Below are 25386 nucleotides of genomic sequence, written 5' to 3' on the forward strand. Positions count from 1 at the left end.
GGACAAAATATCAAATAAGCGATTTGATTGATTGCATCACCTCATCACTATAAAATAGAAGAAAAGATGAAATGGAGGCAAAATAATGAAAACAGAAAGCATTGTATTAGCAAAACGTCCAGAAGGTATACCTTCAGATGATGTATTTAGATACGAAACTGTTGAAATAGATGAGCCTAGTAAAGATGAGATTCAAATTGAAGCGATATATATTTCGGTAGATCCATATATGCGTGGCAGAATGGATGATAGTAAATCTTATATTCAACCATTTCAATTGGATGAACCATTGGCAGGTCATATTGTTGGAAAAGTAATACAATCCAATGCTGATGGTTTTGAACAAGGCGATTATGTTGTAGGTATGCTACCTTGGCAAAAACACACAAATGTATCAGCACAAAGCGTTACGAAAATTACCCAGCGAGACATTCCACTATACTTATATCTTAGCGTACTAGGTATGACTGGCCAAACAGCATATCACGGATTGCTAAAAATTGGACAACCAAAAGAAGGGGAAACAGTTGTTGTATCTGCAGCTTCGGGAGCTGTGGGTTCAGTAGTTGGTCAAATTGCTAAACTCAAAGGTGCTCGTGTAGTTGGTATTGCAGGTGGAACAAGTAAAACGGAATATTTAACTGATCAATTAGGATTTGATGCTAGCGTAGATTATAAAGCTGATAACTTCTCAGAGCAATTAGCTCAAGCGGTGCCTGATGGTGTAGATGTTTATTTTGAAAATGTTGGTGGACACATTGCAGATGAAGTTATGAAACACTTAAATCAATTTGCTAGAATTCCAGTATGTGGAGCGATTTCTGGTTATAATGATAAGGGTATTGAGCATGGTCCACGGATTCAACCAATTTTAATAAAATCACAAGCACTTATGAAAGGGTTTGTTGTGGCTAATTATGCAGACGACTTTAAACAAGCTAGTCAGCATCTTGCACAGTGGGTAAATGAAGACAAAATAAAAACAAAAACTTCAATCGTAGAAGGATTTGAAAACGTGCCTAATGCATTTAGAAATTTATTTACTGGAGACAATTTTGGTAAACAAGTGGTTCAAGTATCAGATAATTTATAGCTAAAGGAGATGCACATATGAAAGCAATTGGTGCAGACAAACCGTTTACATTAGATGAGGGTAATCAATTTTATGAAATGGATATAGAGACGCCAAAACCTCAGCAGCGTGAGTTATTAGTACGTTTAACAGCTATTAGCGTTAATCCAGTAGATACGAAAATTAGACAATCGTCTATAAATGAGTCGCCAAGAATTCTAGGTTATGATGCTGTAGGCATTGTAGAAGATTTGGGTGAAGATGTTAAACAATTTAAAATTGGAGATGAAGTTTATTACTCAGGCTCACCATCATATCAAGGCTCAAATCAGACCTATCAACTTGTTGATGAACGCTTAGTAGCATTAAAGCCAAGTAATATTAGTGATACAGAAGCGGCAAGTTTACCATTAACTGGCTTAACAGCATCAGAGACACTTTTTGATGTTTTTAATATTTCTAAAAATCCTGAAGAAAATAAAGGTAAATCCTTATTAATAATTAATGGGGCAGGTGGCGTAGGCAGTATCGCGACACAGATAGCAAAATATTACGGATTACATGTCATCACCACTGCATCACGTGATGAAACGTATAATTGGTCAAAATCATTAGGTGCGGACATCGTGTTGAATCATAAAAATAATTTGACAGATGAATTTAAAAAATATGAAATTAGTGAAGTAGATTATATTTTTTGTACTTTTGATACGGACTTATATTATGAAAAAATGATTGAACTTGTAAAACCACGTGGTAAAATTGCGACAATTGTTGCTTTCAATCATGAGCAAGATTTGAATTTACTAAAGCCTAAAAGCATAACCTTTACTCATGAATATATGTATTCAAGACCTTTGAATCAAACAGAGGATATGGCTATTCACGGTACGTATTTAAAAGACATCACTGATAAAGTAGAATCTGGTGATTATCAACCAACAGCAAATGAAGTGTTAAAAGGATTAACAGCAGATAATATTTTTGAGGCGCATAGAAAAATGGAAAATCATAGAATGGTCGGTAAATTGGTTATTTCAATTTAACAAAAGTGAAAAGTATTCTTAACGAAAACACTGTTAGTTATATATAAATTATTGTTAAATCATATGTGATATGCCAAAGCGATTTGATTAAATAAAGAGCTTTCAAGGAGCAAATGCAGTCAAGTTATTATATTTGATTGTTATTTTGCTCCTTTATTTTTTCAACATAACAGTCTATCACATGTTCGGTATCATCATTTTCACTTTTGAATATATGTGTGTCTTAAAATAAAAGTTATATATAAATTAAAATGTTAAATGCAATTAAATTCATAAATTACGCATATTAGCACGATGTAAGGGTATATGTGACACATAAAGTAAAGGGAGAGTGTCATGTTAATATGCGATTTAGAAAATTAACAGTGGTTTTTTGGGTAGCGTTAACGATTTGTACGCTATTTGTTATATATGGAGCAATTGCGCCTAAACAATTGGAATCGGTTACACAAGCAATTACCAATTTTATTGCAGTAAATTTTGGATGGTATTATTTACTATTAGTATTAGCCATTTTAGTTGTATCTATCTATTTATTATTTTCTAGATATTCAACAATAACTTTAGGTCAAGAGGGAGAAGACCCAGAATTTTCACTTAAATCATGGTTTGCAATGTTATTTAGTGCAGGTATGGGGATAGGCTTAGTATTTTGGACAACAGCTGAACCCATCAGTCACGCATTTACTTTAACACCGATACATAAAGCAGGAACACAAACTGCTATAAATGAAGCGATGCAGTTTTCATTTTTTCACTGGGGTATACATGCGTGGGCAGTGTACGGAATTGTTGGACTCGTGTTTGCGTACTTTAATTTTCATAAAGGATATCCTGGATTAGTTAGTGCTACATTAAGACCCATTTTGGGTGAAAAAATGATGCGAGGCCCAATAGGTGGCGCAATCGATGTGCTTGCAATTATTGCCACAGTAACTGGTGTTGCTGCGACATTAGGTTTTGGTGCATTACAAATTAATGAAGGGTTGAATTTCTTATTTAAAATACCTTCTAATTTTGGTACACAAGTTGTGATTATCGTTATAGCTACAGTGTTATTTACCTGGTCTGCTTGGTCCGGTATTGATAAAGGCATTAAAAACTTAAGTAATATTAATATGTTTTTAGCTTTTGTAGTTTTGATCGCATTATTTTGTGTCGGTCCTACGTTAAACATTTTAAATATGTTTACGAATTCATTGGGTGATTATATTGCTAATTTCTTTAATATGAGTTTACGTATCCCACAAGCAGGTGGAGAGAAATTCCAATGGTTACAACAGTGGACAATCTTCTACTGGGCATGGTGGGTTTCTTGGGCGCCATTTGTTGGTATATTCATTGCTCGGGTTTCTCGAGGTAGAACAATTAAAGAATTTATTTTAGGTGTACTTTTTGTACCAGCACTTGTTTGTTTTTTATTCTTTGCAGTATTCGGGGCATCTGCAATTTATTTACAGCAAAATGGTATTGCCAACATTGTTAAAGAGGCAACTGAAACTGCAACATTTGCAACGCTTGAGCATTTCCCATTAGGATTTTTACTCAGTATTATCACGCTCATTGTAATTATGATTTTCTTTGTTACTTCAGCAGACTCAGCAACTTACGTGCTTGGTATGTTGAGTTCTAAAGGTAGTATAAACCCATCCGGTATAGTAAAAGTAAGCTGGGGGATTATTTTAGCTTTATTTGCGATGATTATGATTTATACAGGTGGTACACAATCAATACAAAATTTATTAATCATTGCAGCTTTGCCTTTTTCAATCGTCATTATCTTTATGATTTGGTCACTATTCAAATCATTATCAATTGAAAAACCGCGTCCTAGCAATAAATTACTTGTTTCTGATGAAAAGTATTTACAATATCGAAAATCAAATCAAGATCATGAAAAAAATACCTAATTACAAATGCATCATGGCAGTGATTAAAATTATTTTACCAAATACATTATAATTTCAATTTAAAATGTTTTTACGTTTATTTAACGGGGTATAAAGATGTATGACATGTACATATAATTTGACTATAGGAGGTGTCATACGAGGTGAAGCGAATTAAAAATTTTATACTAGGTCTATTAATCGTAGTCATCGTTGGTTTTTTACTATTTATGTATATCAAAGATTCTAGAATTAGTGAGTACCAGGACTACTTCAAGCAATTTAATTGGTTTGAACCAACGTTAATTGGCTTAGCAGCTCTATTGATTTTAATAGGTCTAATACTTGTATTTAGCTTGTTTAAACCTACGTATAGAAAACCTGGACTTTATAAAGACTATGAAGATGGACATATTTATGTTTCGAGAAAAGCAGTTGAAAAATCTGCATACGATACACTTGTAAAATATGACCAAATTCGTCAACCAAATGTTATAGCGAAACTATATAACAAGAAAAAGAAATCACATATTGCTTTAAAAGCAGATTTCTTTGTTCCAGGTGATGTTCAAGTTGGTTCATTAACAGAAGAAATAAGAAATGACATTAAACAAAATGTTGAGCATTTCACAGAATTACCAGTTTCAAAATTAGAGGTTAACGTTAGAGATCAAAAAGCCTCAGGCAAACGTGTGTTGTAAGGGAGGGTTATCATGGCTAACAATAATAACCAACAAAGACAAGATTCTACACAAGAAGTTGTTGATTTTTTCAAAACATTTAAATGGAGAATAATTGGATTTTTAGCATTTCTAATTATCGCTATATTATTTTTAACGTTAGGTTTCTGGAGTACAATATTAATTATTGTTTTATGTTTAATTGGTATTGGTATTGGGTATACTAAAGACCGTAAGCAAGATTTTTTAAATTTCTTAAATCGATGGAGTTAATTAATTTAAATAGTACATTATTAATTTTAAAATCTTATATAACAAAGGAGAATTAATTATGGCAGTAGATAACAATAAAGCAAAACAAGCATATGATAACCAAACTGGAGTAAACGAAAAAGAGCAAGAAAAACAACAACAGCAGCAACAACAGCAACAAGAACCAGAATTCACGAACAAGTTAACGTTCTCAGACGAAGTTATTGAAAAAATTGCTGGTATTGCCGCACGCGAAGTAAATGGTATTTTAGAAATGAAAGGCGGCTTCGTTGATAACATTTCTAGTTCATTCGGAAGCAGCAACAATGTAACACAAGGTGTTAGCGTTGAAGTAGGCGAAAAACAAGCTGCAGTTGATTTAAAAGTTATTTTAGAATATGGTGAATCTGCACCTAAAATTTTCCGCAAAGTAACAGATTTAGTTAAAGAACAAGTAAAATATATTACTGGTCTTGAAGTTGTAGAAGTGAATATGCGTGTTGAAGACGTGATGACTAGAAAAGAATGGTCACAAAAAAATGAAAAAAGCCAAAATTCAAGCAACGAAAATAAAGGCTTACAATAACGCATAATTTAAAAAATACCGGTAAAGGTAATCCTTTACCGGTATTTTTTGTATATATATTGTGTATATTTATTTCTGATGTAAAGGATTGTCAACTTTAATATAGGTATAGTAATCCGCTTCATCAGTCAGACGCATGGTTGTAACACATTTATAATCTATTTTGGGTGCCAATAGGATTGATTTTATATTTTTCACGCGTTGTTGGTCATCTATATCGTTTGCAATATCATTTAATTTAGCAATTAAAATATCTCGAATCAATTGCCAAAGTTGCTTTTCAAAATTAGAATCTTCACTTGATTTTGTAATACTGACAATTAATTCACCGAGATGATTTTGAATACTTGAATAAAAGACTTTATTAAATACTGTTTGAGGTTGATCAGATAAAATTAAAGATTTTTCATGAAAACTTGCAGTACTATAACCCATCTTATTCAAGCGTATGCGATCGATACGTAACCCCTCAAAGTCACGTATATAAAGCCTATCTAATCGTCCATCTTCACTAAATGTAGCGATTGAATTTTGTAAATGTGCTTCAAGGGCGATACCGTATTTCACATATAGAGGAATCGTGATATCTATTAAGGCTTGACCGTATTGATTTATCCAAGATAAAGCAGCGATTTCAAAGGTCGGAAACTTATTTTTTTCTTTATATTTGTTAATTAACGAAACAATTAATGGTTCATTATTATATATAGTTGAACTAACTAACGCTGAAGGGATGATAGGTGTAGTTTCATTTTTAATTAAATGATAAATATTGGTTCTAAATAATGTACCTAGTTGTTCACTTCTTTTAGTTCTGGTAGTGACTTTGTCCAATGAATTATAAAAATGAATACCAGCAAGTTCATCTATTGTATCAGCGTTTATATGCTTAAATAATGAATCTTTTTGTTTTATATCATTAAGGATATGTGTTATTTGTGGACCATTTATTGTAGTTTGCTCAGATAATGTTCTAATCTCACCAGTAATATGAACATTGGTTGATAACTTGATATGAGGTGACTTTTTAGGATATTTGGGCATTAAAGTTCTAAATGATAATCCTGCGTAATAAGATTGTTGATAATCAATTGGTATCAATCGATTTGTTTTTAATTCTTCTTTATATTCTTGTAATAAGATATGGTCGTATTGCCATGGATGGACGACCATGACGTAATATTGATTAACTTGATCATGACCAACATGATCCATAACAGCTGCTTCTAACCCTTCAAACAATCTAAAAAGTAAATCATTTTCTTCTTCAATATAAATCTGAGCTTTTGCTATTGATTTATGTATTAAAATAAATTGTAAGGATATGGCATTACCAAATTCGGCTGAATAATTAATTACAGTTTCTGGTGTCATTCCTTTACGTAATTTAGCACCCGGATGAATTGGGTGACCTTCAATAACAAACTGTTCAGAACTCAAATAACTGTCCTCTGCATTCATGATTAATTCATATAAGCTTTTTTTATTGTTTTCTAATGTGTATGCTTGATAACTTAATGCAATGGCCATATTTGTGACACTGTTGTTCAAATCTTCATAAAATTGTGTACTAGCTTCATTATCTAGCTCTGGTGATATCGTTAAAATAATATTTAATATTTCATTTGGATGTTGGACTCTATTGTAATTTCCGTTGTCTTCAATATAAAATGGTCCTTGAACGTCTAGACGATCAAATGCATGATTTCCTGTAATCGTTGCATATAGCGTCTTATTAACTTTCGGGAACGCAATGGATAACAATTTGCTGTTTGCTGGTAAGTGCACAATGTTCAAATCTTGGTTAGAAATAATCTTACTGTAACTCCGACTGTCTATTAAATTTTCTCTATGTAATGAAGAAATTAATCTTTGAGATATTTTATCTCGACTTTCTAAAAGCATATTTAAAAACAATTGTGCCCATTGTTCATTGATTGATAATAAATAATCAAATGCATGTTGTTCATCATTGTTCATTTTATTTAATAAATTGTTGTTAATACTTTTTGAATTCATAAAGCACCTCTAAATATTATTTTACAAAAGTATAGGATATTTGTATAATCCATAATATCGATAATGATAATTATTATCAATTAAAAAGTCGGGTGAAAATATGGCAAAGTACTTTTTTTCAAGTTCTTTCCTATTGTTTTTAGGAAATTGGATTGGACATATCACTTTAAATTGGTATGTGTATTCGTTATATCATAACGCAATTTATCTTGGACTGATTAATTTTTTCCGCCTTGTACCTATTTTGCTCATAAGTGTATGGGCTGGTGCAATAGCAGATCGATATAATAGGGGGAAACTACTGAAAATAACTATCTCTTCCTCTTTTCTACTTACCACTTTACTGTGTGTCTTAATCTTTCAAGATTGGGATATACCGATTGTAGTATTTTTATTATATTCTTTGGGTAGAGGTATGATGAGTGCAATAGAAACACCAGTACGTCAATCTGTGCTACCAGATTTGTCGAAACGCTTAACAACAACTCAGGTGGTTTCGTACCATTCATTTATTATTAATATTTGTCGATCAATAGGTCCTGCTATAGCTGGTTTAGTAATGGCAAACTATAACGCACAAATAAGTTTCAGTATACAAGCGATATGTTACTTAATATCTCTGATACTATGTTTGCCTCTAAAGTTTGAACAACCGCATTATAATGAAGTGGAAAAACAAATGAGTATTAAATTTGTGTTTGAATATTTTAAGGATAATAGCGTGGGTACAAGGATATTTGTAACATCCTTGTTTATCATGGCTAGCGGTTTTACATATACTTCACTATTACCAGTTTTAACAGATAAGACGTTCCCTGAACAAGTCACGATGTTTGGGACAGCGATGACATGTTGCGCAATAGGTGGAATTATTGCGACGATGATTTTACCTAATTTATTAGAAAATATTCCTATGGTGAAGATGTATTATTATAGTTCGATATTATTTGGCGTCTCTTTGTTAGGCAGTATTAGCCAGAATACGATATTATTTTTTATTTCAATATTCTTAATCGGTCTGTTCAGTCAATGGGCGCGTACAACCAATAGGATTTATTTTCAACATCGTGTTAAATCAGAGCATCGAGGGAAGGTATTAAGTGTTGTAATGATGGATAGGGGGATGATTCCTTTAGGTGCTATGATCATGAGTTTTTTAACAGAATATATAGGTGTTATTGAAACATTTATAATTATGGGATTAAGCACCTTAACGATTGCATTAATATTTGGCATGATTAACAGACAAAGAAGAAACGGAGGCAATGTTGTATGATGCATCATTTATGGAAATCAGCAGATTTAAATATTCAATATCGCATGTTTAATGCGATTCTTAAAGAACATATTTTTCCAGAGAAAATGTTTTTTAAATCTTTTGATAACTGCGTAGAACTACAATATAAAGGACAAGCATTAGCTGTTAACTATATCAGAAAGAGCCCGTTAATGCGTTATGTTTTTGAGGGTGAGCTACGTTATATTAAAGGTGATGCAAGTGTCACTATTAAAACTTTGGAACAATTACTTGAAATATTAACAAATCAATTTGATATTCCTATTAGCGCTAGACTAACTGCAGAGTTACAATCAAGCCGAGAAGGTTTAGCGATGAGTTATGAAAATTTTAAGCATAGACAATCTAACATTCGTGATAGTTTGAAATTTTCAAGAATGCCTAGGACCATCAACTTTTTTACATGGCTTCAACATATGAAAGAAAATAATGGTGTAAATGATTTAATTTATTCTGAAAGTCTTGTAGAGGAAGGCCATCCTACGCATCCTTTAACTAAAACAAAGCTGCCATTAACGAAAGAAGAAGTTAAATTATATGCGCCGGAATTTGAAAAAATTATTCCATTGAAAATTATGCTTATTCATAAACAATTTTGTATAGCAACTGCGATGGAAGGTGATGAACAATATATCATCAATCAAGTCATTCCTGAATATAAAGATAAAATAAAAGTATTTCTAGCTTCACATGATTTAGAATTAGCAGATTATCGCATTATACTTGTACATCCATGGCAATATGAAAATGTTATTCCACAACAATTTGGTCATTGGATAGAAACACAACGTCTTTTAGCGACGCCTTTTGACATAGAATCCAAAGCAACATTGTCTTTTAGAACAATGGATTTGCTCGATAAATCTTTTCATGTCAAGTTACCAATCAATGTACAGGCGACTAGTGCAGTGAGAACTGTTTCATCAGTCACCACCGTTGATGGCCCGAAATTAAGTTATGAGTTACAAGATATGATGGATGTATATCCTCAATTGAAAGTCGCTATGGAGCCCTATGGTTTACATGCTGATACAGATGAAGATACCGCACGACAATTAGCTTGTATCGTGCGCTATCAGCCACAAATTTCAAACACTGGTCTCACGATAGTAACAGGAAGTTTAGTCAACAGAAACCCTGTAGATAATCAAATTATTGTTGATAGTTATATAGAATGGCTTGGTTTAAAAGTAAGCAAAGCTTCAATTAAAACATTTATTAGTAATTATGCATTAACGCTTATAAAACCATTAATAGCGTATATCCAAGATTATGGTATTGCTTTAGAAGCACATATGCAAAATACCATTGTTCATTTGGATCAAGAATTTAAATTGGAATTTTTGATTAGAGATTTAGGGGGCTCAAGGATTGATTTAAATACGTTGAGGGGCCGATTACCTAACATTAATATTACTAATAAAAGTTTAATAGCTGAAAATATTGAAGCGGTAATCGCAAAATTTCAACATGCAGTCATTCAAAATCAAATGTCAGAATTAATCCATCATTTTACACAATATGAAGATATTGAAGCAGATGAATTATTTGAAATTGTGCGTGAAGCTGTTGAACAATCTATTGACCCTCAAAAAGCACACGCGCAAATATTACGACAAACCTTATTTGGATCCAAGATTAATGTAAAAGCATTGTTACGCATGAGAATGGAAGGTAAGGTTAAAAATTATTTAACTGTAGATTTAGATAATCCTTTAAGTAAAGAGGTGTAATTATGGCAAAGATCAAAGTAAATCTTTCTAAAATTAAGTACAATGCCATGACTTTAAGTGCGCTTTTAAATCAGCACCATATTGATTTTACACCTGTGATTAAATGTGTGGCTGGCGATGAAAAAATCGTTGAAATGTTTAAAAATATTGGCATTACACATGTTGCAGACGCAAGAATCAGTAATATTCAAAAAAGTACAGATAAAGCAATGTCTTATACATTAATTAGAAATAGTAACCGTAATGAATTAGAAAATTTAGTTCATTACGTTGACACGAGTATTCAAACTGAATTGGCAACAATACGACAAATCAATGAAATCGCAAGTAATTATGATGTGAAACATAATATATTGTTAATGGTTGATTGGAAAGATGCTAGAGAAGGTGTGTTGACTTACGATGTGATTGATTATATTAAAGAAATTATTAATATGCATCATATCTATCTTAAAGGATTGGCTTTTAATTTTATGTGTTTTAATGCAATTGCTCCGACTGAAGAAGATGTTAAGCTGATTAATCAATTTATAACTTCAATCGAGGAAGTCATGCATATGCAATTTGATGTTATCTCAGGTGGCAACTCTAGTATGCTATTACAAATGCTTTATAATGATTTAGGAAAAATTAACGAATTAAGGATTGGAGAAACTTTATTTAGAGGCATTGAAACGACGACGAATCATTCATTTGATACTTTATATCAAAATGCCATCATTTTAGAGACAGAAATTGTGGAAATTAAGCCACGCATTAACGTAAATGATGGTCAACATTATTTACAAGCAATTGTAGATATAGGAAATTTAGACACAGACGTCAACGATATTCAACCATTACATCATCAAGTGAAAGTTTTGGGTGCAACGAGCGATCACCTTATGATGGATTTGTTAAATAATGAACATTATCATATTGGAGATAAAATTCAGTTTAGCCTAGGTTACAAAGCTTTAGCGCAAAGTATGTTTGTGCCTAATTTACCAAAAGACTATAAGCGTGATGATATCATTGAAAAAATGTGTTATCCCCAAATTAAGGGAATATTGAATAAAATTTGATTTTTATCAAGTTTTAATAAAAAAATTATTGACATTGAGAATCGTTATCAATAAAATTAGATGTGTAATGATACATATCTAAGGAGTGAAAACGATGAAGCAAAGATCTAAATGGATGGGTCTGTTATTAATTACAGTAACGCTTATCTTGTTAGCGGCTTGCGGTAAGGTTAGTGACAATGGTTCTGACCAATCTAAAAATGACGACAAAAGTAAAAACGGCACAACGATAAAGCATGATGGGGGAACAACGAACATTGATAAAAAACCTAAACGTGTAGTTGCACTTGAGTTTTCATTTGTTGATGCATTGGCTGCATTAGATATTAAACCGGTTGGTGTGGCAGATGATGGAAAAAAAGAGAGGATTTTAGCACCGATTCGTGAAAAAATAGGTGATTATCAATCAGTGGGTGCACGTAAACAACCAAATTTGGAAGAAATTAGTAATCAGAAACCAGATTTAATTATTGCAGATAGCAACAGACATAAGGGTATACAAAAAGATTTAGAAAAAATTGCCCCAACGATTATGTTACCAAGCTTTGATAGTGATTATAAAGATAACCTAGATGCTTTTAAAACAATTGCTAAAGCTACAGGTGAAGAAGATAAAGGAAAAGAGAGACTAAAAAAACATAATGAGTTAATGGATAAATACAAGAAAGAAATAACAATGGATAAATCACAACCAGTATTAGCGACAGTTATTGCCAAATCTGGTTTGCTCGCACATCCAGAAAACACATATGTTGGTGAATTATTGAAAGAACTAGGCTTTAACAACGCGCTTAATAAAACTGAAACAGATAACCTATCTAAATATTTGAAAGGCCCATATTTACAACTAAATTCAGAAGTGCTTTCAGATATTAATCCAGGACGCATGTTTATCATGGTGGACAAGGGAAAAAATGATCCAAACTTGAAAAAACAAGAAGAAGAACCAGTTTGGCAAAGTTTAGATGCTGTTAAAAATGATAGAATTGCAGTTGTAGATAGAAATACTTGGGCTCGTGCACGAGGCATCATTTCTTCTGAAGAGATAGCTAAACAATTAGTAGAGATTTCAAAAGATGAAAAAAATGATAAACAACAAAAGTAAGGTGAACGGTAAATGACTAAGTCTAATAGCATTAACCAAACCAAAACTGAAGATAAGAAACATAATAAACGCACAGCACTCACATTTATTGTGAGTGTGTGTGCGCTTTTTGTGATTATTTATTTTAACTTAAGTGTAGGAGCATCTCATATTACATTAAATGATTTTAATGATTATTTTTTAACACATTCACATACTAAACAAACATTTTTAATACATAATGTACGAATCCCAAGAATGTTAGCAGGATTATTCATAGGTGCAGCGCTAGGGTTAGCAGGATTGTTAATGCAAGCAATGACTAGAAATCCATTGGCTTCTCCTCAAATATTTGGCGTAAATTCTGGCGCATCTTTCGTGATTGTATTGATTACTATGATCATGCCTTCATTGTCGACTTATGCCACGATATTCGCTTTTATAGGTGCATTTATAGGAGGGCTTACGGTTTATGCATTATCTGGCTCAACAAAAGGGATGACACCCATTAAGTTAGCGCTTGCTGGAATGGCTATCCATTTATTTTTTTCAAGCATGACACAAGGCATTATCTTATTAAATGAAGATGCTACATCAACGGTAATGTTTTGGTTAGTAGGGTCTTTATCTTCGATTACATGGACGCAAGTTTTAGGTATCTTGCCGTGGTTGATACTTGCATTTATTTGTACAATTATCATTTCTAAACAATTGACAATCATGGAATTAGGTGAAGATTTAGCAACTTCATTAGGCCAAAATGTTAAATTAATAAGAATGATTATTGGTATCTTAGTTATTGTACTGGCAGGTACTTCTGTTTCAATTGCAGGTCCAATCGGTTTTGTAGGTTTGATTGTACCGCATATCGTTAAACATTATATTCAAACAGATTATAGATTAATGGTTCCTTTAACAATGATTATCGGCGCAAATTTATTATTATTATCTGACGTTTTAAGCAGATTGATTGCCTTTCCTTTTGAATCACCTGTAGGCATAGTAACGTCATTTATAGGTGCTTTTTATTTCTTAGCATTTACAATAAAAGGGGTGAGAAGGCTATGATGAGACCATTCATATTTCGATATTCGCTTGTCACAGTATTGTTATTGATTGCGTCGATTGCGTCTCTTTCGATAGGTGCTGTATTCATCAATCCGTTTGAAGCAGTAAGTAGCCTTTTTACACAAAATAATTTTATTATTAACGAATATAGAGCACCAAGAATGTTTTTAGCATTAATTGTAGGTAGTAGCCTTGCCATTTCTGGCGCATTAATACAGGGCGTTGTAAGAAATGCTCTAGCTTCCCCTGATGTGATTGGTATTACCAAAGGTGCAAGTTTATCTGCTGTTACAATTATCATGTTATTTCCATCAGCGCCTTTATTTATATTACCGTTTGGCTCTTTTGCAGGTGCATTAATTATCAGTATGATTTTAACTATATTAATATCAAAATTTAATGTAAAAGGTTCTAAGTTAGCGCTAATTGGTTTAGCGATAGGTGCGATATGTACAGCAATCGTGCAGTATATGCTCATACGTAACCCGCTTGATGCTAATACGGCATTAGTCTGGCTGACAGGTAGCTTATATGGTCATAGTATGTCAAATGTGTGGGTGATATTACCTTGGTTTATTGTTACATTACCAGTGATATTTTATTATTGTCATCAACTAGATATTTTAACATTAGGAGATGATATAGCGATTGCACTCGGAGCAAAAGTGAAAAAAGTAAAGGCAATACTTTTATTTTTAGCTGTTATTCTAGCAGGTGCTTCAATATCTGTTGTTGGGGGTCTAAGCTTTTTAGGACTTATTGCACCTCATATGGCTAGACAGTTAGTTGGTCACAAGCACAAACATATTACATTTATGTCTGGTTTGTTAGGCGCTTTAATTTTAATGATAAGTGACAGTCTAGCGAGAGTTATTCACCCGCCAATTGATATTCCAGTTGGTGTTATCGTCGCTATTGTTGGTGTGCCTTATTTTCTATTTTTATTAAGAAAATTATAAATTTAATATATAAAAGATTGAAAAAGAAAACGCTTTCATTTAAAGTAGAGGCTGAGACACAATAGATTCGTACTAGCCTCATTGCACATTGACAGTAAATGACTGAGCTGAAAATAAAAGTCCACTTCATATTTTATCGAGTTAAAGGGACTTATGCATGAGCGACGGCTCAAGCAATTAATTTATAATTTTTTCAATTCTAGTCATGCTTGCCGGGGTGGGACGACGAAATCTATTTTATAAAATTAGATTTCTGTTCCACTCCCTTTTATTATCTATAAAAAATTATGACATTAAAAAGACATAAAAATTTGATTTACATATTTATACAAAATAGGTTATAATTATTGCTGTTGCTTTTAAAGTGTTTATAAAAATATATACACACCTAAGGGGTGAACAAAATGGACGATTACAGTAAAGCACAAATTATTAAAGGAAGATTAAAATTCATTTTGATGTCAGTTTTGGGGATTATACTATTTTTGATTCCTGTAACTGTGACTGAAGATGGCGAAAAGCAAACGACTTTACCAGTGGCATTTTTAGCAGGCTTATTAAAAGATTTATTAGGTGATGCGATGCCATTAATCATTGTAATAATAATAACTATTTCAGGTGTTTTATCTATCATCTGTTCGACGGTATTAAAAAACAAATTGCAACCTGAAGGATTAATGAATAATGCATTTAATGTCAAATTTGTTTGGCTTATTTTAAGAATTTTAGCCGTTATTTTTGTCTGGATGACATATTTAAAAATGGGATCAAAAGCAGTTTATTCTGCAGATACTGGTGGTTTAGTGTTTGAAAGTTTATTACCAACGCTTGTATCTGTATTTTTCTTTGCTGCGCTTTTTTTACCTTTATTAATGGAGTATGGCTTATTGGAATTATTAGGACCTATTTTCAGACCAATCATGAGACCATTATTCACATTACCAGGACGTTCGACAGTGGATAATTTAGCATCATTTATTGGTGATGGGACAGTTGGTGTTTTAATAACAAGTAGACAGTATGAAGGTGGTTTTTATTCTAGACGTGAAGCGACAGTTATAGCCACTACCTTCAGTGTAGTATCATTAACCTTTGCAATTGTAGTTGCAGAAACAGTACATATGCAAAATCATTTCTTTTATTTTTATTTATCAGTAATTGTATCATGTATTGTATGTGCTTTGATTTTACCTAGAATATGGCCGTTGAGTATGATTAAAGATGAATATTCAAAAGAAGTATCTGAGGAAATGCGTACTGAAAAGTTACCTGCAAATAAAACTGCTTTGAGACATGGTTTTGACATGGCTACTGAAACTGGAATCAAAGCACCAGGATTCAAATCGTTCTTTAAATCTGGTTTTAAAACAGTTATAGATATGTGGTTCGTTATATTACCAGTTGTGATGAGTGTTGGAATTTTAGCTACGCTCATTGCGACTTATACTCCAATATTTGGAATTATAGGTAAACCTTTTGTTCCTTATTTAGAGTTATTGCAAATTCCAGAAGCTGCACAAGCTTCAGAAACTGTCTTGATCGGTTTTGCTGACATGTTCTTGCCATCTATTTTAATTGAAGGCGTTGGAAATGACATAACATTGTTTGTCATTGGTGCTTTAAGTATTACGCAGTTGATTTATTTATCTGAAGTGGGTGGCGTGATTTTAGGATCTAAAATCCCAGTTAGTATTTTTAAATTATTTGTTATTTTCTTGATTAGAACAATCATTGCTTTACCGATTATTGCATTAATGGCCCATCTTTATTTTAATTAAATTAAACAAAATAAAACACACATAAACGCATATTTGAAATTATTTTAAAAGTGATTGACCTTTAAAACGTTTCTTATGTGTGTAAATGTGTGTGTTTTATTTAATTAGTGAAGTTCTGTTAAAACAATTGCTTTGACGATTTTATTTCCTAAAATAGGTGATGGTTCATCTTGTGAAGAAGTGTTTTTTTGACTGTGCGCCTCTTTAAAAGCATCACTTTTTAGCCAACCATTAAAAGCTTCTTCATTTTCCCACCACGTATTAACATACATTTGGTCGTAATCTGTCTCGTCGTCTATTAACCATACTTCAATATGATGAAAGCCATCTAAATCTTGAATTTTTCCACCTTGTGTAAATTTCGGAGCTAGCTTTTCAGCAAACCCTTTCTTAACATCTATTCGATTAGTAACTACATACATATTTTCCACCTACTTTCATATTGATATTTTTAGTATAGCATTTAACTAAACTGTTATCTGATTGCAAACCCTTATTTATTATTTCATGTGTTTGCATATAAAAAGAAGTGAAATCCTATTTTTCAGAATTTCACTTCTTTTTATAATCAATTAAATTCACTAAATTTAACTTTTAGTGACTACTATTTTGTAATTTCATTATAAACTTTTTGATCATTTTGTGTGTAAATAATGTATTCATGGTTATCAGTATCGATGATAACACGATTAGTTTTTCCAAATGTAGAACCAATACGTGAAACTTTATCTCTATCTAATTTTGGAACTGCATGGATATTTTGATCTTGTGAAACATTTTTAATCTCGCTTGTTGGAATCTTAATATCAGCGACTCTCCATTGAATTCTTACTTCATTGTTATCTTTTTTTACTGTCATTGCCATATCGTGAACACATCCTTTAAATTATTTATAGCTATAGCATACAACAAAAAGTAATCGTTTTCAAGTGATTGTGTGATACTTTTGATTATTATGTCATACTATTTATCTTTTACGAAAGTATGTTCGCATTATTGTGGATTTTATGGTAAAATTTAGCCGAGAAAAGGGGCAATGAACATGACAGGCAAAACTCACACATCATGCGGTTTGTTAGTAGGTGCATTAACTATAGAATACTATCAGACAGATTTATTTACATCGATAACAATAATGACACTTGCAGTTATATCAAGCTTATTACCTGATATTTGTCACACGCAGAGTAGAATTGGCAGGCGATTCAAAGTATTAAGTTTTTTTGTTCGTATACTGTTTGGGCACAGGACATTCACACACTCGTTATTATTTATTTCTATAATTGGTATCCTTTTATATATTATTCAAACACCAGAGTATTATTTAGTTTCAATTATCCTTGGTTTGCTTTCACATGTTATACTAGATATGTTAACGCCTAGAGGTGTAAAGTTATTATATCCAATACCGTTAACGATTAAATTCCCCTTAGTTTTTAAAACAGGTGGCTTAGTAGACTTATCGTTAGCAGGCGCGCTTTCAATAGGTGCACTATACGTATTATTCAAACCATTCTTCAATCATTTCTTTTTAAATTTATGATGATTATGGTTGTGATTATATTTGTAATAATATAAAGTGCATATAGTGAAATTATATATTCCTATTAGATATAAGATATATTTTTTATCTATTTTGAATATAAAGGAGAGAGGACATGTTAGATAAGAAAGAGTTAGAAAAGTTTAACCAAGAACATCTAATAGAATTTGAAAAATTAATGAGTAATAATGAAAAAGAACAATTAGCTAGTCAAGTAGATCAATTAGATTTAACTTACATTCAAAATTTATATCGTGATTTGTATTTAAATAAACAAATAATAGATGACATATCTTCAGTAAATGAAGTGAAATACGATATCAAAGAAAATTTCTCTGAAGAAGAAATTAAACAATTTGAACATGTTGGCCTAGAAGCTATTAAAAAAGGAAGATTTGCAGTAGTTTTAATGGCAGGCGGACAAGGCACACGATTAGGATACAAAGGACCTAAGGGTGCATTTGAGATTGAAGATGTGAGCCTATTTGAATTACAAGCACGTCAATTACTAGAATTGAAAGAACAATCGGGTGTTTATGTAGATTGGTACATTATGACAAGTAAAATAAATGATAGTCAAACTCAGTTGTTTTTTGAAGAAAAAAATTATTTTGGATATGACAAGAACCACGTTCATTTCTTTATTCAAGATAATATCGTTGCATTATCTGAAGAAGGAAAACTTATTTTAGATGTAGATAGTTCTATTTTAGAAACGCCAAATGGTAACGGTGGTGTATTTAAATCACTGAAAAAAGCAGGCTATCTTGAAGATATGACTGAAAACGGTGTTGAATATATCTTTTTAAATAACATTGATAATGTTTTAGTGAAGGTGTTAGATTTGTTTTTTGCAGGATACACTTTCCAAAATAGTATGGATATTACGACGAAATCGATTCAACCTAAACACGGTGAGAGTGTTGGAAGGTTAGTTAAAAATGCTGATAAAGATACCGTGCTTGAATACTCTGAACTAGAAGCGGAAACTGCAAACCAATTAAATAATGCAAACATTGGTATACATATGTTTAAGTTACAATTTATTAACGCTGCTGTAGATAATAAATTGCCTTATCATTTAGCAGTAAAACAGCTTAAACAATTGGATGACGATTTTGGAATTATTGAAAAACCCGCTTTAAAATTTGAATTATTTTATTTTGATATTTTCCAATATGCAAATAGTTTTCTTACATTACAAGTGCCAAGAGAAGAAGAGTTTTCTCCGTTAAAGAATAAAGAAGGAAAAGATAGTGTAGAAACTGCTACAGCTGATTTAAAACGTTTAAATAGGATCTAAGAAAAGGTGATTACACTAATGACTAAACCATTAGAGGTTAAAAGTAATAAAGTCACTAAAACATTTAAAAATATCATACCATTAACATTTGGAGAAGAAATTGGTAATGCAGTATCACATGGCGTCGCTGCCTTTGTAACTTTATGTGCTTTACCGTATGCAGCGTTACAAAGTTATTTTGCACATGGTATTTTAGGTTCTTTTAGTGTTTCTATCTATGTAATAAGTATTTTTTTAATGTTTTTATCTTCAACGGTATATCATACAATGCCTAATCATTCGTCGCACAAATTTATACTTAGAATCATTGATCATAGCATGATTTATATTGCCATTGCCGGTACCTATACACCTGTATGTCTAGTGTTAGTAGGTGGTTGGATAGGTTGGACAGCAATGATAGTTTTATGGGGCATAACCATTTGGGGCATACTCTATAAATCATTGGCTAAACATGTAAATCATAAGCTTAGTTTAACGATGTATTTAGTGATGGGTTGGATTGGGATAATATTTTTACCTACAATTCTTTTCGATACGAGCTTGAAGTTTATGTTATTCATATTGTTGGGTGGCATAGCCTATACGATAGGTGCTTGGTTCTATGCACAAAAAGAGCGACCGTATTTTCACATGATTTGGCATTTATTTATTTTAATAGCTTCTGTGTTTCACTTTATAGCTATTTTATATTTTATGTAATGATCGAATAGATGGAACGTTTTAATGTAAAACATTATTATTTTATAAGATTAATGAGATTAAAGAAATACAGCCAATCAGGGAAGCGGGAGATAAATCAAAATGGTTCATTTGATTTTAATTCTCGCTTTCTTTTTAGTCATTTTTATAGGGCAAAAGAAGTAATTTACTGGAAACCTATTGAACTTAGGCACAAATAGTGATTTAGTAATGATTGATAATGAAAGTTTCGTGTTAGGAGATTAAATATGAATATAAAAACATTTGGTGTTGTTGTTGCATTAATATTAATTATGTTTATGTCTGCAATTGAAACATCAATCGTTTCATTAGCATTGCCAACTATAAAAGAAGATTTAAATGTGACTGGTTCAATATCACTGATATTTTCAGTTTACTTTATAGCAATTGTGATTGCTAATCCAATTGTAGGTGAATTATTGGATCGCACTAAAATTATATACATAACACTTTTGGGATTAGTATTTTTTACAATTGGAAGTTTTTTTTCAGGTATAAGTAGTACATTTGGTATTTTAATTATCTCGCGCTTTATTCAGGGATTGGGTGCTGGAATAATGATGGCTTTGAGCCAAATTGTCCCTAAGCTTGCTTTTGCAATTCCTTTAAGATATAAAATTATGGGAATTGTCGGTAGTGTATGGGGGATATCAAGTATTATTGGTCCGGTCTTAGGTGGTGGAATTTTAGAATTAGCTACTTGGCATTGGTTGTTTTTCGTTAATATACCTATCGCTATCATCGCCATGTTATTGGTAGTATTTACGTTTCATTTTAAACATGAACAGACGACAACTTCACATAAATTAGATATGAAAGGACTTATGTTATTTTATCTGTTTGTTTTCTTTTTAATGTTTACAGTAATGAATAACAGTCAGTGGTATTTAAATTGTCTTTCATTTATTATAGCAATTATTATGGGTATGATATTAATTAAAAATGAAAAGGGTGTAGCAGCGCCTTTCTTCCCTGTTAAAGAATTTAATAAAACTATCATACTCGTTTTTACTACAGATTTTTTATATGCAATGATACTGATGGGATATAATTTATATATGCCAATATATCTACAAGAAGAACTGGGACTATCTCCCTTGCAGAGTGGATTTGTTATTTTTCCAATTTCCTTTGCTTGGTTAGTGTTGAATTTTAATTTAAATAGGTTAGAAGCAAAAATGTCTAGAAAAGGTTTGTATATATTTGCTTTTACTCTTTTAACAATATGTGGCATTTTTATATTCGCAGGTACAAAAACACCGATATTTATAGCGTTTAGTTTATTGCTGGCTGGTGTTAGTTTTGGAACAGTGTATACGAAAGACAGTGTAATAACTCAAGAAGAAACGTCACCTCAGAATATGAAACGCATGGTGTCACTATATACATTAACGAAAAGTCTAGGTAATTCTATCGGCTCTACAATTATGGGAACAGTTTATGGTTTAACGGTTTCATTTATCCATTTACCGATACACAATGTGATTATACTTAGTCTTATCATCTTGTTTATATTGTTTGTACTTTGGCAGACACAATATAAACAAGATAATCACAAATGCAATTCTTAGAATGAAAATGAAAAGTCATATGTATTTTAATTATTAAGCAAGTATTGAAGTTTAGTGAATTTTAATACTTGCTTATTTGTATTTTGGTGTATGTTGTTATAATGGTAAAATAAGAAACAGTTTTTTAATTAAGAGTTAATGTAAAATAAATAAAAAATAAATTAGATGAGAGGGAGGACAGTAAGCAATGAAATATATAAAGTATTTATTTACGACGCTTATTGTACTTTCGGTATTTATCATTTCAGGTGCTATATTTCTTGCATTCTTAGGATTTGGTTTATATGGATTAAGTCGTATCCTTATATTTTTTCATCTAGCATACTTTGGTTATAATAAAAGCTTTTATGATAACTTAATCTATTATGGTAGCTATATCGTATTGGGTTATTTTACATTATTTATCATTGAAAATTTGATGGATTATTTTAGGAAAAAACTACCAGACAACCCTTATTTTCAAGGGATAACGTATCATTTAATAACATTTACTGTTACCACATTACTATTCTATTTTATAGTTCACATTCATTATGCGTATATAGATATTGATTTTTGGGTAATTGTTGTAATTATGGGTATGTTATTTGTATGTAAAGAAGTCTTTTATCCTGATAGCGAAAATCTTAATCAGAATAAATAGTCGATGATATAAGTGGTGAGAGGTGATTAAGTGTCCGTAGAAAATTTGTCTAAAACAAATAGAAACATGATTGTTGCGGTTATGATTATCAGTGCTTTTATTGCTATATTAAATCAGACACTATTAAATACAGCATTGCCTCAAATAATGAAAGGGCTTCATATTAACGAAAGTAAATCGCAATGGTTAGTAACTGGTTTTATGTTAGTAAATGGAGTAATGATTCCACTGACAGCTTTCTTAATGGATAGAGTTAAGACAAGACCGTTATATTTGATAGCCATGGGTATCTTTTTACTTGGTTCAATCATTGCATCCATAGCGCCTTCATTTGGTATTTTAATGTTAGCACGTGTGATTCAAGCTATAGGGGCGGGTATCATTATGCCTCTAATGCAATTTACATTATTTATGTTGTTTCCCAAAAATGAGCGTGGGTTTGCAATGGGGCTCGCAGGACTAGTTATTCAATTTGCACCAGCGATAGGTCCAACCCTTTCAGGTCTAGTTATTGACTTGTCGAGTTGGAGAATGCCGTTCATTATTGTTGTAGGAATATCATTGATTGGTTTTATCTTTGGAGCTATATTTATTAAAAGTTATAATACGACAAAAGATACGAAATTGGACAAACGTTCCGTAATCTATTCAACATTTGGGTTTGGATTGATGCTTTATGCGTTTAGTAGTGCTGGTAATCTAGGTTTTGATAGTCCAATTGTTATTGTTTCATTACTTGTCAGCCTATTTATTATCTGGGTATTTATTAAAAGACAATTGCAGGTCCCTAATCCTTTACTAAACTTAATTGTATTCAAAAACAGAGTGTTTACGTTAACTACAATTACATCCATGATTGTAATGATGTCTATGATAGGTCCAGCTTTATTAATTCCATTATATGTGCAAAACGCATTAGGATTGTCTGCGTTTCTTTCGGGTTTAGTTATCATGCCCGGCGCAATCATTAATGGTATCATGTCGATATTTACTGGTAAGTTTTATGATAAATATGGTGCTAGGCCGTTAATTATCATTGGTTTCAGTTTGTTGACTGTCTTCTCGATTATGTTATGTTTTTTAAGCGCCGATACCTCATATTTGTATCTCGTTATTGTATATGCTTTAAGAATGTTTTCAGTCTCACTCTTAATGATGCCTTTAAATACAGCTGGCATAAATGCACTTCAAAAAAGAGAGATTTCTCATGGAACTGCAATAAGTAATTTTGGCCGTGTTACTGCGGGCTCCCTAGGCACGGCCTTGATGGTAACTGTTATGACAATAGGAACAAAAGTATATACTCAGAATGCTAGAGGTATAGAAAATAAAGAACTATTACAACGACAAGCGATTGCTAATGGTGTGGACTACTCATTTATAGTTATTAGTGTATTCGTTGTCATTGGGTTTAGCATAGCGTTGTTTATAAAGGAAAACAGGGATGTTAACGAAATTAACACGCGAAAGGTCTAAAAAATAAAGAGGTTAGCTCCAGTTGTTAAGAATTAAAACAAATTGAGCTAACTTCTTTTGTATTACTAAGATTATATTTATACTAAATGTAAACTACTTAAAGCAAAATTAAGTGATGTTTGTTAGAATATTAATGGATATATTTATAAAATAGAGGGGGACGCTTTGTGTTAACGATAGAGCAAGTTAAAGAACTTGTTGGAGAACTTAAAGATCCAATTATTAATGTTCCTTTAAAGGAGACAGATGGGATCATAGAGGTAACAACAAAAGATGAGATAGAACATGTAAGTGTGAAGGTGGCAATGGCTCAGTTAGGAGGACAGCCTCAGTTAGATTTACAAATGGCTATTGTGGAAGTGCTGAAAGAAAATGGTGCGAATACTGTTGGGATAAGATTTGAAGAGTTGCCATCTGATGTTGTTGAACAATATAGAGGTAACAGTGATGACCAACCACAAACTATAGAAGGGTTATTATCAAAAGACAATCCTGTTGAATTTATAGCGATCGCTTCTGGAAAAGGGGGGGTTGGTAAATCCACTGTAGCTGTAAACTTAGCTGTTTCACTAGCAAGAGAAGGCAAAAAAGTTGGACTCGTAGATGCTGACATATATGGATTTAGTGTTCCAGATATGATGGGAATAGATAAAAAACCGGAAGTAGACGGCAAAGAGATTATACCGGTTGAAAGACATGGTGTTAAAGTAATCTCAATGGCATTTTTTGTTGAAGAAAACGCACCAGTTATATGGAGAGGACCTATGTTAGGTAAAATGTTAACTAACTTTTTTGTTGAAGTACGATGGGGAGATTTAGATTACCTGCTTTTAGATTTACCACCAGGTACCGGTGATGTTGCTTTAGATGTACATACGATGTTACCATCTAGTAAAGAAATCATTGTTTCTACACCTCATCCAACTGCAGCTTTTGTTGCAGCAAGAGCGGGAGCTATGGCTAAACATACAGAACATTCTATATTAGGTGTCATAGAAAACATGTCATATTTCGAAAGTAAAGAAACTGGAAATAAAGAGTATGTATTTGGTAAGGGTGGCGGAGAAAAATTAGCAGATGAGTTGCAAACTGAGCTTTTAGGTCAATTACCTTTAGAGCAACCATCATGGAATCCAAAAGATTTCGCACCATCCATTTACCAAGCAGAAGATCGACTAGGTAAAATATATCAATCAATGGCAAAACAAATCATCGACAAAACAAAAAAATAAGGTTTTTAGAAGCGTGAGTAGAAAATTAAAGTTTTCTACTCATTTTTTTCTCTTGCAATTTTTTTGAATTGGTGTTAAAATTATTTCTTGTGACCAACAAATGTGTTGTTATATAGTTGTAAAAGTTTGCTACAAAAATTTATATAAACCATTGACTTTTTATAGTCAAATTGATAATATATAAAAGTCGTCAAAAACGGCAAAACATTATTTAAATAAATTTTTAAAAGTGTAAAAATATACTTGAAAAAAAGGAAATAATATTTTAATATTATTAAAGTGATGTTAAGTGATTGTTAAATAAATTAATTTTTTGTTGACGAAACGTTAACGAAGATGATAAAATAGAAAAGCAATTATTTATCGAA

The 25386-nt window shown here is 31.9% G+C and carries 23 protein-coding genes; 20 read left to right on the forward strand and 3 right to left on the reverse strand.

All coding sequences use genetic code 11. The features are described from left to right. Positions 1 to 85: 85 nt before the first annotated feature. The 6 genes from AB1J10_RS07005 (at position 86) to AB1J10_RS07030 (ending at position 5525) form a co-directional block, all read left to right on the forward strand. The gene (locus AB1J10_RS07005; protein ID WP_064209390.1) at positions 86 to 1093 is read left to right on the forward strand and encodes an NADP-dependent oxidoreductase; all 1008 of its coding nucleotides are present in this window, start codon (positions 86 to 88) and stop codon (positions 1091 to 1093) included. A gap of 17 nt (positions 1094 to 1110) precedes the next feature. Continuing rightward, positions 1111 to 2118: a zinc-binding alcohol dehydrogenase family protein gene (locus tag AB1J10_RS07010; protein ID WP_064209391.1), complete on the forward strand. Its 1008-nt coding sequence runs from the start codon at positions 1111 to 1113 to the stop codon at positions 2116 to 2118. 344 nt (positions 2119 to 2462) lie between these two features. Next, positions 2463 to 4028, forward strand: coding sequence for a BCCT family transporter (locus AB1J10_RS07015; RefSeq protein WP_369003067.1), 1566 nt, complete (start codon positions 2463 to 2465; stop codon positions 4026 to 4028). Positions 4029 to 4171: 143 nt separating this feature from the next. Then, positions 4172 to 4708 (forward strand): alkaline shock response membrane anchor protein AmaP, encoded by a 537-nt coding sequence (gene amaP, locus AB1J10_RS07020; RefSeq protein ID WP_019468674.1) that lies wholly within the window; start codon positions 4172 to 4174, stop codon positions 4706 to 4708. A gap of 12 nt (positions 4709 to 4720) precedes the next feature. After that, entirely contained in the window at positions 4721 to 4960 is a 240-nt protein-coding gene (locus AB1J10_RS07025) for a DUF2273 domain-containing protein (RefSeq protein ID WP_019468675.1), read from the forward strand. A 58-nt stretch (positions 4961 to 5018) separates the two neighbouring features. Then, positions 5019 to 5525 (forward strand): Asp23/Gls24 family envelope stress response protein, encoded by a 507-nt coding sequence (locus AB1J10_RS07030; protein ID WP_046208404.1) that lies wholly within the window; start codon positions 5019 to 5021, stop codon positions 5523 to 5525. 69 nt (positions 5526 to 5594) lie between these two features. On the opposite strand, the gene AB1J10_RS07035 is transcribed toward AB1J10_RS07030, so the two are convergent. Beyond that, the gene (locus AB1J10_RS07035; RefSeq protein ID WP_107365412.1) at positions 5595 to 7544 is read right to left on the reverse strand and encodes an IucA/IucC family protein; all 1950 of its coding nucleotides are present in this window, start codon (positions 7542 to 7544) and stop codon (positions 5595 to 5597) included. Between the two features lie 100 nt (positions 7545 to 7644). On the opposite strand from AB1J10_RS07035, the gene AB1J10_RS07040 reads away from it, so the two are divergent. The 7 genes from AB1J10_RS07040 to AB1J10_RS07070 all read left to right on the forward strand — a co-directional run bounded on the left by AB1J10_RS07040 (position 7645) and on the right by AB1J10_RS07070 (position 16527). Beyond that, positions 7645 to 8820, forward strand: coding sequence for an MFS transporter (locus AB1J10_RS07040; protein ID WP_064209393.1), 1176 nt, complete (start codon positions 7645 to 7647; stop codon positions 8818 to 8820). Further along, positions 8817 to 10574, forward strand: a complete 1758-nt coding sequence (locus AB1J10_RS07045; protein WP_369003068.1) for an IucA/IucC family protein — start codon at positions 8817 to 8819, stop codon at positions 10572 to 10574. The genes AB1J10_RS07040 and AB1J10_RS07045 overlap by 4 nt, the downstream gene beginning before the upstream one ends. 2 nt (positions 10575 to 10576) lie before the next feature. Continuing rightward, entirely contained in the window at positions 10577 to 11638 is a 1062-nt protein-coding gene (locus AB1J10_RS07050; RefSeq protein WP_107391300.1) for an alanine racemase, read from the forward strand. 94 nt (positions 11639 to 11732) lie between these two features. Then, positions 11733 to 12743: an ABC transporter substrate-binding protein gene (locus AB1J10_RS07055; RefSeq protein WP_046208399.1), complete on the forward strand. Its 1011-nt coding sequence runs from the start codon at positions 11733 to 11735 to the stop codon at positions 12741 to 12743. A 12-nt stretch (positions 12744 to 12755) separates the two neighbouring features. Further along, positions 12756 to 13790, forward strand: a complete 1035-nt coding sequence (locus tag AB1J10_RS07060; RefSeq protein WP_070037706.1) for a FecCD family ABC transporter permease — start codon at positions 12756 to 12758, stop codon at positions 13788 to 13790. Then, positions 13787 to 14749 (forward strand): FecCD family ABC transporter permease, encoded by a 963-nt coding sequence (locus AB1J10_RS07065; RefSeq protein WP_107365409.1) that lies wholly within the window; start codon positions 13787 to 13789, stop codon positions 14747 to 14749. Before AB1J10_RS07060 ends, AB1J10_RS07065 begins: the two co-directional genes overlap by 4 nt. A 404-nt stretch (positions 14750 to 15153) precedes the next feature. Further along, positions 15154 to 16527: a YjiH family protein gene (locus AB1J10_RS07070; protein WP_369003069.1), complete on the forward strand. Its 1374-nt coding sequence runs from the start codon at positions 15154 to 15156 to the stop codon at positions 16525 to 16527. A gap of 104 nt (positions 16528 to 16631) precedes the next feature. Here AB1J10_RS07070 and AB1J10_RS07075 read toward each other — a convergent pair whose 3' ends face one another. Beyond that, on the reverse strand, positions 16632 to 16949 hold the full coding sequence (locus tag AB1J10_RS07075; RefSeq protein ID WP_073343730.1) for a heme oxygenase: 318 nt from the start codon (positions 16947 to 16949) through the stop codon (positions 16632 to 16634). Between the two features lie 182 nt (positions 16950 to 17131). After that, positions 17132 to 17392: a SunI/YnzG family protein gene (locus AB1J10_RS07080; protein WP_046208394.1), complete on the reverse strand. Its 261-nt coding sequence runs from the start codon at positions 17390 to 17392 to the stop codon at positions 17132 to 17134. A 177-nt stretch (positions 17393 to 17569) separates the two neighbouring features. On the opposite strand from AB1J10_RS07080, the gene AB1J10_RS07085 reads away from it, so the two are divergent. The 7 genes from AB1J10_RS07085 (at position 17570) to AB1J10_RS07115 (ending at position 25018) form a co-directional block, all read left to right on the forward strand. Next, a complete protein-coding gene (locus AB1J10_RS07085; RefSeq protein WP_046208393.1) occupies positions 17570 to 18070 on the forward strand; it encodes a metal-dependent hydrolase in 501 nt (166 codons plus the stop codon). Between the two features lie 115 nt (positions 18071 to 18185). Continuing rightward, a complete protein-coding gene (locus tag AB1J10_RS07090) occupies positions 18186 to 19373 on the forward strand; it encodes a UTP--glucose-1-phosphate uridylyltransferase (protein WP_046208392.1) in 1188 nt (395 codons plus the stop codon). An 18-nt stretch (positions 19374 to 19391) separates the two neighbouring features. Beyond that, on the forward strand, positions 19392 to 20075 hold the full coding sequence (gene trhA, locus AB1J10_RS07095) for a PAQR family membrane homeostasis protein TrhA (RefSeq protein ID WP_046208391.1): 684 nt from the start codon (positions 19392 to 19394) through the stop codon (positions 20073 to 20075). Positions 20076 to 20323: 248 nt separating this feature from the next. Beyond that, positions 20324 to 21667: a multidrug efflux MFS transporter SdrM gene (gene sdrM, locus AB1J10_RS07100; protein ID WP_369003070.1), complete on the forward strand. Its 1344-nt coding sequence runs from the start codon at positions 20324 to 20326 to the stop codon at positions 21665 to 21667. A 187-nt stretch (positions 21668 to 21854) separates the two neighbouring features. Then, entirely contained in the window at positions 21855 to 22310 is a 456-nt protein-coding gene (locus AB1J10_RS07105; RefSeq protein WP_046208389.1) for a SepA family multidrug efflux transporter, read from the forward strand. 30 nt (positions 22311 to 22340) lie between these two features. Further along, positions 22341 to 23786 carry an MDR family MFS transporter gene (locus tag AB1J10_RS07110; protein WP_107365407.1) on the forward strand — a complete coding sequence of 482 codons (1446 nt, stop codon included), beginning with the start codon at positions 22341 to 22343 and terminating at the stop codon, positions 23784 to 23786. 167 nt (positions 23787 to 23953) lie between these two features. Beyond that, positions 23954 to 25018 carry an Mrp/NBP35 family ATP-binding protein gene (locus tag AB1J10_RS07115; protein ID WP_046208387.1) on the forward strand — a complete coding sequence of 355 codons (1065 nt, stop codon included), beginning with the start codon at positions 23954 to 23956 and terminating at the stop codon, positions 25016 to 25018. Positions 25019 to 25386: the final 368 nt, after the last annotated feature.

The sequence above is a fragment of the Staphylococcus cohnii species complex 1663 genome (assembly GCF_041008415.1).
Classification (GTDB): Bacteria; Bacillota; Bacilli; order Staphylococcales; family Staphylococcaceae; genus Staphylococcus; species Staphylococcus ureilyticus.